The organism is Clostridium sp. LIBA-8553 (genome assembly GCF_057782465.1).
Window position 1 is genome coordinate 775,812 of record NZ_CM173489.1, and the last position, 15,464, is coordinate 791,275.

Below are 15,464 nucleotides of genomic sequence, written 5' to 3' on the forward strand. Positions count from 1 at the left end.
CTATTAAGTATCAATTGAAAGGAACGAGAGTATGGATAAAATTCTTTTAATACAAAACATATTAGAAGCCTTAGTATTTGTTGTGTCAGCAATTATTTTTGCAGTTATATGTGGAATTATTGATAAAAAATATAGATTATCAAACAAAATTTTTGGAGTTTTTAAAATAAATCTTAAGTGGGAATGGATTGTCCATGTTATTATAGCTATTATATTAATTATAGTTGTTTATTTTTTAGGAACTTATGTGTTTAAAATACCTGGATTAATAACTATCGGTATAATAGGAGCTATTGCTGGAATTTGTATCTATAACTCAAATAGAAATAGTTTTTAAATCAAATTTTGATTTAAAATATGAAAATTAAATATCATAGATTATATAGAAGAACAGAATTAAATTAAAGTCTGTTCTTTTTTTATTATTCAAAACACGAACTTTTAAAATTAAAAACGTAATAAATCTATCTAAGATCGTCCAAAGACGAACGTTTAAATAATTTTAACTATTGACAGTACGTGTTTGTAGTGATAATGTTTAATTAACGAATGATTAATATTTAATCATAAATAATGTTCGTATTTGGAATGGGGGATTAAAATGTCTGGTATTAGAATGGTATTTGTAGAAAAAAAGGCTGGTTTTAATGTTGAAAGTCAGATATTACTTAAAGATTTTAAGGATAATTTAAGAGTAGAAGCTTTAGAGAATGTAAGAGTTTTAAATAAATACATACTAGGAAATATGGAAGAAGAGCAGTACATAAGGACTGTGAATACTATTTTGTCAGAGGCTCCAGTAGATATGGTTTATGAAGAAACTTTTGAAATTGAACAAGATGAAAAAGCTTTTGGTGTTGAATATTTACCAGGACAGTATGATCAAAGAGCTGATTCAGCTTCAGAATGTATAATGCTTCTTACTGAGGAAGAAAAAGTTCCTGTTAAATCATCAAAAATTATTGTTTTAAAAGGCGATTTAAGTGATGAAGATATTGATAGGATAAAAGCTTATTATATTAACCCTGTTGATTCAAGAGAAGTTAATCCATTATCAAAAGTTTTAGATAATAAATTAGATGAACCCAAAGAGGTTGAGATTCTAAATGGTTTTTTAAGTTTTTCAGAAAAAGAGATTAAGGAATTTCACACAAATCACTCTTTAGCTATGAGTTTAGAAGATTTAAAGCTGATAAGAGATTATTTTAAATCAGAAGATAGAAATCCAACAATAACTGAGATTAAAGTCATTGATACTTATTGGTCAGATCACTGTAGACATACAACTTTTGAAACAATAATAAAGGATGTTGAAATAGAAGAAGGAAAATATTCAGAACCTATTAAAAAAGCTTATGAAGATTATAAAAATTCAAGAGCTTATGTTTATGAAGATAACCTAGAAACTAGAGATGTTAAGTTAATGGATTTAGCTACCATAGCAATGAAGGAGCTAAGAAAAAGGGGAAAGCTTGATGACTTAGATGTTTCAGAGGAAATAAATGCTTGTTCTATAAATATAGAAATAGAAACAGGTAAGGGAATTGAAGAATATCTTTTAATGTTTAAGAATGAGACACATAATCACCCAACAGAAATAGAGCCTTTTGGAGGGGCAGCAACTTGTTTAGGTGGAGCTATAAGGGATCCACTTTCAGGAAGAAGTTATGTTTACCAAGCTATGAGGGTAACAGGGGCAGCAGATCCAACAGTTAGCATTGAGGAAACTTTAAAGGGAAAGTTGCCTCAAAGAAAAATAACTTTAGGAGCTGCACATGGATATAGTTCATATGGGAACCAAATTGGACTTGCTACAGGTCAAGTAGCAGAGATTTATCATCCAAATTATGCTGCTAAGAGAATGGAAGTTGGAGCAGTCATAGCAGCGGCACCAAAAGAGAATGTTGTAAGACTTGAGCCTTCAAAAGGAGATTTAGTAATACTTCTTGGAGGAAGAACAGGAAGAGATGGTATTGGAGGGGCTACTGGTTCTTCAAAGGAACATACTGAGGAATCAATAAATCAATGTGGAGCAGAGGTTCAAAAAGGAAATGCTCCAACAGAGAGAAAAATTCAGAGACTTTTTAGGAATAAAGAAGTAGCTCAAATGATAAAAAGATGTAATGATTTTGGAGCTGGTGGAGTATCAGTAGCCATTGGAGAATTATGCAGAGGGATTGATATAGATTTAAATAAGGTTCCTAAGAAGTATGACGGGTTAGATGGAACAGAACTTGCAATATCAGAATCTCAAGAAAGAATGGCAGTTGTTGTTGAAGCTAAGAATGCCAAGAGATTTATAGAACTTTCAGAAGAAGAAAATTTAGAATCTACAATTGTGGCAGAGGTTACAGATACAGATAGATTGCGAATGATGTGGAAAGACAAAACAATTGTTGATCTAAAAAGAACCTTTTTAGATACAAATGGAGCAAAACAAGAAATTTCTTTAAAAGTAAAATCACCAAGTGAATATCCTTATGGAGTTAAGGAATCAAATGTTAAAGAAAAATGGATTGAATCACTACGAAATTTAAATGTTTGTAGCCAAAAAGGTTTAATTGAAAGATTTGATTCAACTATAGGTGGAGGAACAGTGCTTATGCCTTTAGGTGGAAAGTACCAATTAACACCAGCTGAAGGGATGGCTGCTAAAATTCCTGTATTAGGAGGAGAAAGTAAAGAAGCTTCCTTAATGACTTATGGATTTAATCCTTATTTAGGGGTATGGAGTCCATTCCATATGGCATTCTATTCAGTTATTGAGTCAGTAACAAAGATAGCTGCCATGGGAGGGGATTATAGAAAGGTTAGATTAACTTTCCAAGAGTATTTTGAGAAGTTATTAAAAGATAAAGAAAAATGGGGTAAACCTTTCTCAGCTTTATTGGGAGCTTACAAGGCTCAAATGGATTTAGGATTACCTGCAATTGGAGGTAAGGACTCAATGTCAGGAAGTTTTGGAGAATTAAATGTTCCACCAACTTTAGTTTCATTTGCAGTAGGTCTTGAAAAAGCTTCAAGAGTAATTTCACCTGAGTTTAAGACTGTAGGATCAAGTTTAGTTCTTATGAAAGCTGAAAGACTAGAAGATGGAACTTTAAATATGGAAGAGTTCAAAAATAATTTAGAAAAGCTTTATGAATTAATAGGAGAAGAAAAAGTAATTTCGGCATATTCTCTTAAGTTTGGAGGAGTATCAGAAGGGGTTACTAAGATGTCCTTAGGAAATAGAATAGGGGCAGATTTAAAGGGGATTTCTCAAGAAGAGCTTTTTGGATTTAATTATGGAAGTTTAATCTTAGAGGTTAAAGAAGGGGTTAACCTTGAAGAGGAGTTTAAGGGAACTAATTATAAGGTTATAGGAAGCACAATCGTGGCTGATGTTATAAAGTGTGAGGAATATGATTTTGAAGTTTCATTAAGAGAGTTAGAAAAATGTTATGAAGAAAAACTTGAGGATGTATTTAAATCTAAAATAGAAAATGAAGAGGGATGTGTTTCAGATTTAATAAGCAATAGTGAAGATGGGGCAGATATTTTAGATAATGGACAAGTGCATATAGGAAAAGAAAAACTTAAATCAAAAATAACAATAGTAGAAAAACCAAGGGTTGTTATTCCAGTGTTCCCAGGAACTAACTGTGAATATGACTGTAGAAGAGCTTTCGAAAAAGAAGGAGCAGAGGTTCATGAGGTCGTTATTAGAAATTTAAATAAAAAAGCTTTAATTGATTCAATAGATATGCTTAAAAAAGAAATTGATCAAGCTCAAATAATTATGTTACCAGGTGGATTCTCAGCAGGAGATGAGCCAGATGGATCAGCTAAATTTATAGCTACAATATTTAGAAATCCTAAAATAAAGGATTCAGTTATGAAACTTCTAAATGAAAGAGATGGGCTAATACTAGGAATTTGTAATGGCTTCCAAGCCTTAATCAAATTAGGACTTCTTCCATACGGAGAAATAATTGATATTGAAGAAGATATGGCAACATTAACTTATAACAATATAAATAGACATATGTCATCTATTGTTAGAACTAAGATTACTTCTAAGAAATCTCCATGGTTTAATGAGGTTTCACTTGGAGAAATTCACAAGATTCCAATATCACATGGAGAAGGAAGATTTGTTGCACCAGAAAGTTTATTAAAGGAGTTAGCAGAAAATAATCAAATAGCTACTCAGTATGTTGACTTAGAAGGCAATGCAACTATGAATATGCCATATAATCCAAATGGTTCAAGCTTAGCAATAGAAGGCATAACAAGTAAAGATGGAAGAATCCTAGGAAAAATGGGGCACTCAGAAAGAATAGGAGAAAATCTTTATAAAAACATACCAGGAGAATTTGACCAAAAATTATTCAAAGCAGGTGTAGATTATTTTAGAAAATAGGTTTATTAAGTTTTAAATTGTTTTTAGATATAGCGGATAAGAACATCTTAATGAACAATTAGTATTTCATCGTATATGGAGAAATAATATCGTTAAGAAGCTGAGATGTTTGAAGCGAAGCAAGTTTCGAAGCTTTAGATATTATTTTGGAATATATGATAGAAATACTTTGTGAAATTAAGTAGTTCTTGGAGCATATCTAAAAACAATAATAACTTAATAAAAAAGTATAGGGAGGAAATTTTAATGAAAGTAGCAATATTTTTCGGAAGTAAGTCAGATATAGATGTTATGAAGGGAGCGGCAAATGCTCTTAAAGAATTTGGAGTTGAGTATAATGCTTATGTTTTATCAGCTCATAGAGTTCCAGAAAAACTTCTTGAAACTTTAGAAAAGATTGAAAAAGAAGGCTGTGAAGTAATTATAGCAGGAGCAGGGTTAGCGGCTCATCTTCCAGGAGTTATAGCTTCTCATACTATACTTCCTGTAATAGGAGTTCCAGTAAGAGCGGCAGTAGAAGGAATGGATGCATTATTATCAATAGTTCAAATGCCAAAATCAATTCCAGTAGCAACTGTAGGAATAAATAATAGTTACAATGCAGGTATGTTAGCAGTTCAAATGCTTTCATTAAAATATCCAGAACTAAGAGAAAAACTAGTTCAATTTAGAATTGACATGAAACACAAATTTATAGAAGAAAATGGAGAAGGAGTAGAGTTATAATGGTTAATCAATTAGAAATGTTATATGAAGGAAAAGCTAAAAAAATATATGCAACAGATAAAGAGGATATGGTAATTGTTCATTATAAGGATGATGCTACAGCTTTTAATGGAGAAAAGAAAGCAGAGATTGAGAGTAAAGGAATATTAAATAACGAAATCACAAGTCTTATCTTTGAAATGTTAAATAAAGAGGGAATAAAAACTCATTTTGTAGAAAAGCTTAATGAAAGAGACCAATTATGTAAAAAGGTTGAGATTGTTCCTTTAGAGGTAATAGTTAGAAATGTTGCAGCGGGTAGCATGGCTAAGAGATTAGGTCTTGAAGAAGGGTATGAATTAAAAACTACAGTTTTTGAACTATCATATAAAGATGATTCTTTAGGAGATCCATTAATAAATGATTATCATGCTGTAGGAATTGGAGCTACAACTTTTGAGGAATTAAATAAAATTTATGAAATAACTGCTAAAGTAAATGACGTTTTAAAGGAAGCATTTAAAAAGCAAAATATAAACTTAATAGATTTTAAATTAGAGTTTGGAAGATGTGATGGAGAAATATTATTAGCAGATGAAATTTCACCAGATACTTGTAGATTTTGGGATGCTACAACTGGAGAAAAAATGGATAAAGATAGATTTAGAAGAGATATGGGCAATGTAATCAATGGCTATAGAGAGGTTTTAAATAGACTAAGAAATTAAAACTTATAAATAATTTTTAGATATAGCGAATAGGAACATCTTAATGAACAATTAGTATTTCATCATATATGGAAGAATAATATCGTTAAGAAGCTGAGATGTTTGAAGCGAAGCAAGTTTCGAAGCTTTAGATATTATTCTGGAATATATGATAGAAATACTTTGTGAAATTAAGTAGTTCTTGGAGCATATCTAAAAATATTTAAGTATTAATTTCTTAAAAGTAATTAGGTAAGAGGAGTAGAAAATATGGTGAAGCCAAATTTTGATATTATGGATCCACAAAATGATAAATTCAAAGATGAATGCGGAGTTTTTGGAGTTTTCGCAAATAAACCAATAGATGTTGCTTCTATAAATTATTATGGCCTTTATGCCCTTCAGCATAGAGGACAAGAGAGTGCAGGTATCGCTGTAGCAAATGGAGAAGAGATAAAGGTTCATAAAGGGTTAGGGGTTTTAACAGAAGCCTTTGAACCTTGTGATTTAGAGAGATTAAGAGAAGCTAATGGTCATATATCAATAGGACATGTTAGATATTCAACGGCTGGAGCTAAGACGGTTGAAAATGCACAACCTCTAGTTAGTAATACTAAACTTGGTCCTATATCTACTGCTCATAATGGCAATTTAGTTAATGCTGATGTAATAAGAAGCCTTTTAGAGGATGGGGGACAAGTATTCCATACTAGCGTTGATTCTGAAGTACTTATAAGTTTGATTGCTAAAAGAGCTAATAATAATGGGATTGAGAGAGCAGTTATAGATGCTATATCAGCAGTAAAGGGTTCTTTCGCTATGGTAATAATGACAAAAAATAAGCTTATAGGAATAAGGGATCCTCACGGAATAAGGCCTTTATGCTTAGGAAAGTTTGAAGAGGGATATATATTAACTTCAGAAAGTTGTGCTTTAGATACAATTGGAGCAGAGTTTGTGAGAGATATAAAACCAGGAGAAATTGTAGTTATTGATGAAAATGGTATTAAGAGTTACAGATATTCAGAAAACACTGTTTGTCAAACTTGTGCTTTTGAATATATATATTTTGCAAGACCTGATTCAATTATAGATGGTTTAGATGTTCAAACTACAAGAGTCAACCAAGGGGAAATATTGTTTAAGGAACATCCAATTGAGGCTGATATTGTAGTAGCTGTTCCAGATTCAGGAATACCGGCGGCTATGGGGTATGCCAAAGCTTCAGGAATTCCTTATGATGTAGGATTTGTGAAAAATAGATATGTAGGAAGAACTTTTATATCACCATCACAGGAAATTAGAGAAAGAGCTGTGGCTGTAAAGCTTAATCCTTTAAAGGTTAATGTAAATGGTAAAAGAGTTGTTTTAATAGATGATTCTATTGTTAGAGGAACAACTTCAAAGCATTTGATTGAATCTTTAAGAAGAGCAGGTGCCAAAGAAGTTCACTTTTTAGTTGCATCACCAATGGTTAAATATCCATGTTATTTTGGAATTGATACACCATATAGAAGTCAATTAATTGGAGCAAATAGAAGTGTGGAAGAGATTAGAGAAATGATAGGTTGTGATTCTCTAGGATATTTAAGTTTAGAAGGCATGTACGAAAGCTTTGAAGGAAGAAGAAATTTCTGTGTAGGATGTTTTAATGGAGTATATCCAGTAGCAGCACCTATGGAAGCTTTAGAGGATAATCTTGAAAGGGTGAAGAATTAGATGTTAACTTACAAAGAAGCAGGAGTAAATATTGAAGAAGGATATAGATCAGTAAAGCTTATAAAGGAATATGCACAAAAAACAATGAGTGAGTATGTGTTAAATGGCCTAGGTTCCTTTGCAGGTATGGTTGAACTTCCAGAGGGATATAAAAAGCCAGTTTTAGTTTCTGGAACAGATGGAGTTGGAACAAAACTTGATATTGCTTGTAAAAAAAGAAAGTTTGATACTGTCGGAATAGACTGTGTTGCAATGTGTGTTAATGATATTTTATGTCATGGAGCTAAGCCTTTATTCTTCTTAGATTATATAGCTTGTGGAAAGCTTGAAGCAGAGGTTTCTTCTGATTTAGTAAAAGGAGTGGCAGAAGGGTGTATTCAATCTAACTGTTCTTTAATTGGAGGAGAAACTGCTGAAATGCCAGGTATGTATAAAGAAGGTGACTATGATATTGCTGGTTTTGCAGTAGGAATAGTAGATAAAGATAAAATCATAAATGGTAAGGATATAAAACCTGGTGACAAGCTTATAGGAATTGCTTCTTCAGGAGTTCATTCAAATGGATATTCTCTTATAAGAAAGGTATTTAAAAACTTAGATCAAGATTTTAATGGAAAGGCTATATGGGAAGAGTTATTAACTCCTACAAAAATTTACGTTAAACCTGTATTAAACCTTATAGAAAAGTTTAGTATTAAGGGAATGGCTCACGTAACTGGTGGAGGATTTTATGAAAATCTTCCAAGAATGTTAAGTGGAGAAGAGCTTAGTATAGTAATAAAAAGAAATAGTTATGAGGTTCCAGAAATATTTAAAAAAGTTATGGAGCTTGGAGTTTGTGAAGAAGAAATGTACAATACTTTCAATATGGGAGTAGGCTTTGTTTTATGTGTTGATGAAGCAGATGTTGAGGGAGTTTTAAAAGAGCTTTCAGAAAGTGGAGAAAAAGCCTTTGAAATTGGATATATAAAGGCTGGAGGTGAAGGTGTTTGTATAAAATAGCTGTATTAGCTTCTGGCAGTGGATCTAATCTTCAGTCAATTTTAGATAATATAGAGAATGGAAATATAAATGGTAAAGTTTCCTTGGTAATTGGAAGTAAGGAAGGAATTTATGCTTTAGAAAGAGCTAAAAAACAGGGAATAAAAACTTCAGTTGTTTCTAGAAAAGAGTTTGGAGAGAATACTTCAGATGAGATATTAAGACTTGCTAAAGAAAATAATATTGATCTAATAGTATTAGCTGGTTATCTTTCAATATTAAAAGGAAAGCTTTTAGAAGAGTATGGGAATAGGATAATAAACATCCATCCATCTCTTATTCCTTCTTTCTGTGGAAACAAGATGTATGGAATAAATGTACATAAAGCAGCTATAGAAAAGGGAGTAAAATATTCTGGTTGTACAGTTCACTTTGTTAATGATGAAGTTGATGGAGGGGCTATTATTGGACAAGAAATAGTTCAAGTTGATTTTGAAGACACTCCAGAAAGTCTTCAAAAAAAGGTGTTGGAGAAAGAACATATATTACTACCTAAGATTGTTAAGTACTTATGTGAAGAAAAAATAGAAATTCATAATGGAAGAGTAAAAATATTAAACTAGGGAGGTCTTTTCATGAAAAAGAGAGCTTTAATAAGTGTTTTTGATAAAGATGGAGTTTTAGAACTTACAAAATTTTTAAGAGATAGAGATGTAGAAATAATCTCAAGTGGTGGAACTTATAGATATTTAAAGGAAAATAACATAGAGGTTAAAGAAATAAGTGAAATAACAGACTTCCCAGAGATGTTAGATGGAAGAGTAAAGACTCTACATCCTTTAGTTCATGCTGGAATATTAGCAATAAGAGATAACGAAGAGCATATGAAAACTCTAGAAGAGAGAGAAATAAACACAATTGATTATGTAGTTGTTAATTTATATCCTTTCTTTGAAAAAGTTAGAGAAGATTTAAGTTTTGAAGAAAAGGTTGAGTTTATTGATATCGGTGGACCAACAATGCTTAGAGCGGCTGCTAAGAATTTTAGAGATGTTGTAGTTCTTTCAGATAAAAAAGATTATGAAAGAGTAATAAATGAAATTAAGGAAAATAACGAAGTTTCATTTAAATTAAGAAAAACTCTTGCAGGAAAGGTATTTAACTTAATGAGTGCTTACGATGCTGCAATTTCTAATTTCTTGTTAGAAGGAGAAGAAGAGTATCCAGAATATCTTTTAGTTTCATATAAGAAGATACAAGATCTTAGATATGGAGAAAACCCTCACCAAGGAGCTGCTTACTATAGTTCAACAGAATTCGATGGTGCTATGAATAGTTTTGACATTTTAAATGGCAAGGCTTTATCTTACAACAACATAAAAGACTTAGATATAGCATGGAAAGTTGCATGTGAATTTGAAGAACCAGCTTGCTGTGCGTTAAAGCATAACACACCTTGTGGAGTAGCTGTAGGGGAAAACTCTAAGGAAGTTTACTTAAAAGCTCATGATGCAGATCCAGTTTCAATTTTTGGTGGAATAGTTGCTATAAATAGAAAAATAGATAAGGCTACAGCAGAAGAGATGGTTAAAATATTCTTAGAGGTTGTGGCAGCACCAGATTTTGATGAAGATGCTTTAGAAATTTTAAGAACTAAGAAAAATTTAAGGGTTATAAAATGTAATAATACACCACAAGCTAAAAACTATATGGTAACAGTAGATGGTGGAATATTAGTTCAAGAAGAAGATACCAAGTTATTAGATGATTTAAATGTGGTAACTAAAAAACAACCAACAGAAGAAGAATTAAAAGATATGATCTTTGGAATGAAGGTTGTTAAATATGTAAAATCTAATGCAATAGTAGTTGTAAAAGATGGAGTTGCTACTGGTATCGGTGGTGGACAAGTTAATAGAATTTGGGCTACTAAAGAAGCTTTAGACAGAGGAAAAGGTGGAGCTGTACTAGCTTCAGATGCTTTCTTCCCATTTAGAGATTGTGTTGATGAAGCTGCTAAAAATGGAATAAAGGCAATAATTCAACCAGGTGGTTCTATGAGAGATGGAGAATCAATAGAAGCTTGTGACGAACATGGAATAAGTATGGTATTTACAGGCGTTAGACATTTTAAACATTAGGAGGATTTATGAAGATACTTTTAGTTGGATCAGGTGGAAGAGAGCATGCTTTAGCATGGAAATTAGGAAAGAGTTCTAGAGTAGATAAGATTTATGTTGCTCCTGGTAACGGGGGTACTGATAAGGAAGATAAGTGTAAAAATATAGATATTACTAATATAGAAGGACTTTTAGAGTTTGCTAAAATTAATAATATTGATTTAACCATTGTTGGGCCAGAAGAGCCACTTATTAATGGCATAGTTGATACATTTAAGAAAGCAGGTCTAAAAATATTTGGTCCTGATAAGGCTGGAGCTATGCTTGAAGGTAGCAAGAGCTTTTCAAAGGATTTTATGAAAAAATATGGTGTAAAAACAGCTGATTATGAAGTTTTTTATGAGTATGAAGAAGCTAAAAGTTATCTAGAAAATTGTAAATATCCAAGAGTTATAAAAGCAGATGGATTGGCAGCAGGTAAAGGTGTTGTAATCTGTGAAAATAAGGAAGAGGCAATAGATACATTAAATTTATTTATGATAGATGATGTATTTAATGGAGCTGGAAAGAAAATAGTTGTAGAGGAATTTTTACAAGGAGTAGAGGCTTCAATACTTTCAGTAACTGATGGAAAAGTAATATTACCATTCCTATCAGCTAAGGACCATAAACAAATATTTGATGGTAATAAAGGTAAAAATACAGGGGGAATGGGAGTTGTTTGCCCTAATAAATATGTTACCGAAGATGTTTTAGATGATTTTCATAAGAATATATTAGATAAAACCTTAATTGGAATAAGAGAAGAAGGATTTGAATTTAAGGGAGTAATTTTCTTTGGAATAATGATAACAGAAGATGGCCCTAAACTTTTAGAATATAATGTTAGAATGGGTGATCCAGAAACTCAAAGTGTTTTATCTTTAATGGAAAGTGATTTATTAGAAATAATAGAAAATGCTTTAGATGAAAAATTAGATCAAACTGAGGTTAAGTGGCACGATGGATATTGTGTAAATGTTGTTCTTGCTTCAAAAGGATATCCAGAAGCTTATGAAAAAGGTTATGAAATAAGAATTGAGGAAAGTATTAAAGGAGAGTACTTTATAGCAGGAGCAAAAATTCAAGGAGATTCTTTAGTAACAAGTGGTGGAAGAGTATTATCAGTTGTTGGGAAAGGAAAAACTTTAGAGAAAGCAAAGGAAAATGCATATAAAAATATAGCTAAAATTAATTTTGATGGCATGTACTTTAGAACTGATATAGGTACTGCAAAATAAGTCTATTATATTAATAAATAGTTAGTTTTTGCATATTAAATTATAATATATTTATATAATTTAATTAAATGGGGAAAGAATTTTTAGGTTTTAAATAAGAAATAAAAGTTTCTAAATTGAATAATAGATAGTTAAATTTAAAAAGGCTTTATTAGAAAAAAATATTAGATATAGTTAAACAATCTAACAGCAGTGAAATTAGTTTGGTTTATCTATATCTAATAAAAATACTCTAATAGAGCTTTTGTGTTTGGACTTATTATTAGTTTTATCAAAAATAAAAAAACTCTTAAACTTAGTTTAAGAGTTTTGGTGCCGAAGACCGGAATCGAACCGGTACGGTGTGTTAGCACCGCAGGATTTTAAGTCCTGTGCGTCTGCCAGTTCCGCCACTTCGGCATGTCCTGTTGACAATATTTATTATATACACATAAAATATAAATGTCAACAAAAAAATAAAAATTTTTCTAAGAAAAATTACTTTAATTAAAATAAATAGCTTAATAAAATAAAATTGGATAATATTAAATTTATAATCATATTATTTATACATAGTTAGGATAGAATATAATTCAAGAAATTTTTAAGTAAATATTTCTTAAATTATTGAGATTATCGCTTTAAATGGTTGAAGTAATCTAAAAAAGATGGTATTTTATTTAAAATACTTATTAAATAAAAATATTAGCGAAAAGAAGAACTTTTTATATAATAGAGTAAACAAATTTAGAAAGGAGAATATATATTGAGCTGTTTAGGGAATATACTTTGGATGATATTTGGTGGTCTGATTAATGCTATAGGATGGTTATTCTGGGGATGTGTGTGGTGTATAACTATAATAGGAATACCGGTAGGACTACAATGTTTTAAATTAGCAGGATTACAATTTGCTCCATTTGGAAAAGAAGTAGTAACAGTAGATGATGGTGCGGGTAATTTATTATTAAATATATTATGGTTGGTTTTTGGAGGCTTTACTCTAGCAATTGGTAATTTAATAAGTGCGGCACTATTTGCAATTACAATAGTTGGAATTCCATTTGCCATACAATCACTAAAATTAGCTAAATTATCACTTATGCCTTTCGGAAAAGCGGTAAAGTAGTAAAGAATTTTTTTAGTTATGCAAATTAAAATCCAATTATATATAGTATTAAATTAAAAAGATGCAATTTATTAAGTAAAAAAGAGAGTTGTTTTGAAACAACTCTCTTTTTTATTTTCTGTAAATCTAAGATATAAATAACTAGAAGTATTAATTAGAAAATTAAAATGATAAAATATAAATGTTTTTATATTATAAATAATAATTATAACTACTATTTACCATATAAAGAAAACAATTAAATATTATTTTTTATTAAAAGTGTAAATTATTTAAAAAACGTTGATAACAGAAAGTAATTATCATATAATAATAACAAGGTTAAGAAAAAATTAACAAATATATTTCGTAGATTATAAAGAAAGATATTTAAATAGATAGTTTTCTTTATGAATATATTTAAATAGATAATTTTCTTAATGATCTAGGAACAAAATTATATGGATACATATTTAGGAGGAATAATGTTATGAAAAAATTTGTTTGTACAGTATGTGGATATGTTTATGAAGGAGAAAAAGCTCCAGAAAAATGCCCAGTATGTGGAGTAGGTGCTGATAAGTTCGTAGAACAAAGTGGAGATTTATCTTTTGCTGATGAACACAGAATCGGAGTTGCTAAAGGCGTAGATGAAAGAGTAATCGAAGGATTACAAGCTAACTTTACTGGAGAATGTACAGAAGTAGGAATGTACTTAGCTATGTCAAGACAAGCTGATAGAGAGGGATTCCCAGAAGTTGCTGAAGCATATAAAAGAATAGCTTTCGAAGAAGCTGAACATGCTGCTAAATTTGCAGAAATGTTAGGAGAAGTTGTAGAAGCTGATACTAAAGCTAACTTAATGGCAAGAGTAAATGCAGAACAAGGTGCTTGCCAAGGTAAAAAAGACTTAGCTACTTTAGCTAAAGCATTAAACTTAGACGCAATCCATGATACAGTTCATGAAATGTGTAAAGATGAAGCTAGACATGGAAGAGCTTTCGAAGGATTATTAAAAAGATATTTTGAATAATATTAATAAAAAACCACTTAAGAGTTAATCTTAAGTGGTTTTTTTATTTAGTCTATTAAATAAAGTAACCTATAATTAATTTTTATTCCATAATAAAATTTTCATTTATTTATAAAGAATATTTTTAATTACTATGATAATAATATATTAAAAAAGTTTATTAAAAATACAAAATAAAATTATAAAAATTAATTGTATTATTTGTATATGCTTTACATGATAAAGATTACATAGGGGATACTCTAATTATGTAATAGAATACATTAGTTTTATGAAATATTATATTATAGCATAATATTTAGAAAAAATAAATTAACAAAATGTAAATTTTAAATAAAAATATTGAATGTTTTTATTTGTAATGTTAATATCTATCTGTGGAAACGGTTAAATAAAAGTGTGGAATTTAAATTAATATTTTAAAAGTAATGAAAAGGAGATATGAAATGAAAATATTCATTGATACTGCTAATGTAGAAGAAATAAGAAAAGCTAGTAAATTAGGGGTTTTAGCTGGAGTAACAACTAATCCTTCATTAATAGCTAAAGAAGGAAGAGATATAAAAGAAGTAATTGAAGAAATATGTAGTATAGTTGATGGACCAATAAGTGCTGAAGTTATGGCTTTAGAATGTGACGAAATGGTTAAGGAAGGAAGAGATTTAGCTAAATTACATAAAAATATAGTTATAAAAATACCAATGTGTGAAGAAGGTTTAAAAGCTGTAAGAATACTAGCTAATGAAGGAATAAGAACAAACGTTACTTTAATATTCTCACCATTACAAGCTTTATTAGCAGCTAGAGCAGGAGCATCATTCGTAAGTCCATTCTTAGGAAGACTTGATGATATAGGAAATCCAGGTATTGAAATTGTATCACAAATAGCTGAAATGTTTAGCTTACATGGTATAGATACTGAAATAATATCTGCAAGTGTTAGAAATCCAATGCATGTTCTAGACTCAGCTATGGCAGGATCACATATTGCAACAATACCATATAACGTTATAGTTCAAATGATAAAACATCCTTTAACTGATGCTGGAATGAAGAAATTCATTGAAGATTATAACAAAGCTTTCAATAAATAATATAAAATAATTTCTGAATATACAATATAATTAATACACATAAATAATTTTTAATAATTTATAAAACTATATTTTAATTATAGTTAATAATTAACCCTTTACAAGGAACTATCTTTTTTAGATAGTTCCTTTTTTGTTAATGTAAAAGGTTCAAAAGAAGAAAGTTTATTTAGAAGAATAATAGTTGTATCAATATTAATATTATTTATGCTAATTTTGAATCTATATCTTATGGTATGTTTAGTAGGTAGTGCAAGTCCAAGTGCATTTACAAATGCTCAAGGTAAATTTGATTTGTGTTATTACACAATAATAACATTTAGTACTATTGGA

The 15,464-nt window shown here is 30.2% G+C and carries 12 protein-coding genes and 1 tRNA gene; 12 read left to right on the forward strand and 1 reads right to left on the reverse strand.

What is annotated here, in order from left to right; translation table 11 throughout:
• The first annotated feature begins 31 nt into the window (after nt 1-31).
• The 9 genes from AC2JAQ_RS03250 (at nt 32) to purD (ending at nt 11,917) form a co-directional block, all read left to right on the forward strand.
• Entirely contained in the window at nt 32-337 is a 306-nt protein-coding gene (locus AC2JAQ_RS03250) for a hypothetical protein (RefSeq protein WP_488457882.1), read from the forward strand.
• A 264-nt stretch (nt 338-601) separates the two neighbouring features.
• Nucleotides 602-4,405 carry a phosphoribosylformylglycinamidine synthase gene (locus AC2JAQ_RS03255; RefSeq protein WP_488457883.1) on the forward strand — a complete coding sequence of 1,268 codons (3,804 nt, stop codon included), beginning with the start codon at nt 602-604 and terminating at the stop codon, nt 4,403-4,405.
• 246 nt (nt 4,406-4,651) lie between these two features.
• On the forward strand, nt 4,652-5,131 hold the full coding sequence (gene purE / locus AC2JAQ_RS03260; RefSeq protein ID WP_488457884.1) for a 5-(carboxyamino)imidazole ribonucleotide mutase: 480 nt from the start codon (nt 4,652-4,654) through the stop codon (nt 5,129-5,131).
• Nucleotides 5,131-5,838, forward strand: a complete 708-nt coding sequence (gene purC, locus AC2JAQ_RS03265; RefSeq protein WP_488457885.1) for a phosphoribosylaminoimidazolesuccinocarboxamide synthase — start codon at nt 5,131-5,133, stop codon at nt 5,836-5,838. The genes purE and purC overlap by 1 nt, the downstream gene beginning before the upstream one ends.
• Nucleotides 5,839-6,087: 249 nt before the next feature.
• Complete coding sequence (purF, locus tag AC2JAQ_RS03270; protein ID WP_488457886.1) at nt 6,088-7,536, forward strand: amidophosphoribosyltransferase; 1,449 nt, start codon at nt 6,088-6,090, stop codon at nt 7,534-7,536.
• Nucleotides 7,537-8,538, forward strand: coding sequence for a phosphoribosylformylglycinamidine cyclo-ligase (gene purM / locus AC2JAQ_RS03275; RefSeq protein WP_488457887.1), 1,002 nt, complete (start codon nt 7,537-7,539; stop codon nt 8,536-8,538). It abuts the gene before it with no gap.
• Nucleotides 8,526-9,140 (forward strand): phosphoribosylglycinamide formyltransferase, encoded by a 615-nt coding sequence (purN, locus tag AC2JAQ_RS03280; RefSeq protein WP_488457888.1) that lies wholly within the window; start codon nt 8,526-8,528, stop codon nt 9,138-9,140. The genes purM and purN overlap by 13 nt, the downstream gene beginning before the upstream one ends.
• Before the next feature lie 12 nt (nt 9,141-9,152).
• Nucleotides 9,153-10,658, forward strand: coding sequence for a bifunctional phosphoribosylaminoimidazolecarboxamide formyltransferase/IMP cyclohydrolase (gene purH / locus AC2JAQ_RS03285; protein WP_488457889.1), 1,506 nt, complete (start codon nt 9,153-9,155; stop codon nt 10,656-10,658).
• Nucleotides 10,659-10,666: 8 nt separating this feature from the next.
• Nucleotides 10,667-11,917 carry a phosphoribosylamine--glycine ligase gene (purD, locus tag AC2JAQ_RS03290; RefSeq protein ID WP_488457890.1) on the forward strand — a complete coding sequence of 417 codons (1,251 nt, stop codon included), beginning with the start codon at nt 10,667-10,669 and terminating at the stop codon, nt 11,915-11,917.
• Between the two features lie 310 nt (nt 11,918-12,227).
• Here purD and AC2JAQ_RS03295 read toward each other — a convergent pair.
• Nucleotides 12,228-12,316 (reverse strand) — tRNA-Leu (locus tag AC2JAQ_RS03295).
• A 346-nt stretch (nt 12,317-12,662) separates the two neighbouring features.
• Here AC2JAQ_RS03295 and AC2JAQ_RS03300 point away from each other — a divergent pair.
• The 3 genes from AC2JAQ_RS03300 (at nt 12,663) to fsa (ending at nt 15,131) form a co-directional block, all read left to right on the forward strand.
• On the forward strand, nt 12,663-13,025 hold the full coding sequence (locus AC2JAQ_RS03300; RefSeq protein ID WP_488457891.1) for a YccF domain-containing protein: 363 nt from the start codon (nt 12,663-12,665) through the stop codon (nt 13,023-13,025).
• Between the two features lie 469 nt (nt 13,026-13,494).
• Complete coding sequence (locus tag AC2JAQ_RS03305) at nt 13,495-14,037, forward strand: NADH peroxidase (RefSeq protein WP_423240685.1); 543 nt, start codon at nt 13,495-13,497, stop codon at nt 14,035-14,037.
• 446 nt (nt 14,038-14,483) lie between these two features.
• Nucleotides 14,484-15,131, forward strand: coding sequence for a fructose-6-phosphate aldolase (gene fsa / locus AC2JAQ_RS03310; RefSeq protein ID WP_488457892.1), 648 nt, complete (start codon nt 14,484-14,486; stop codon nt 15,129-15,131).
• The last annotated feature ends 333 nt before the right edge of the window (nt 15,132-15,464 follow it).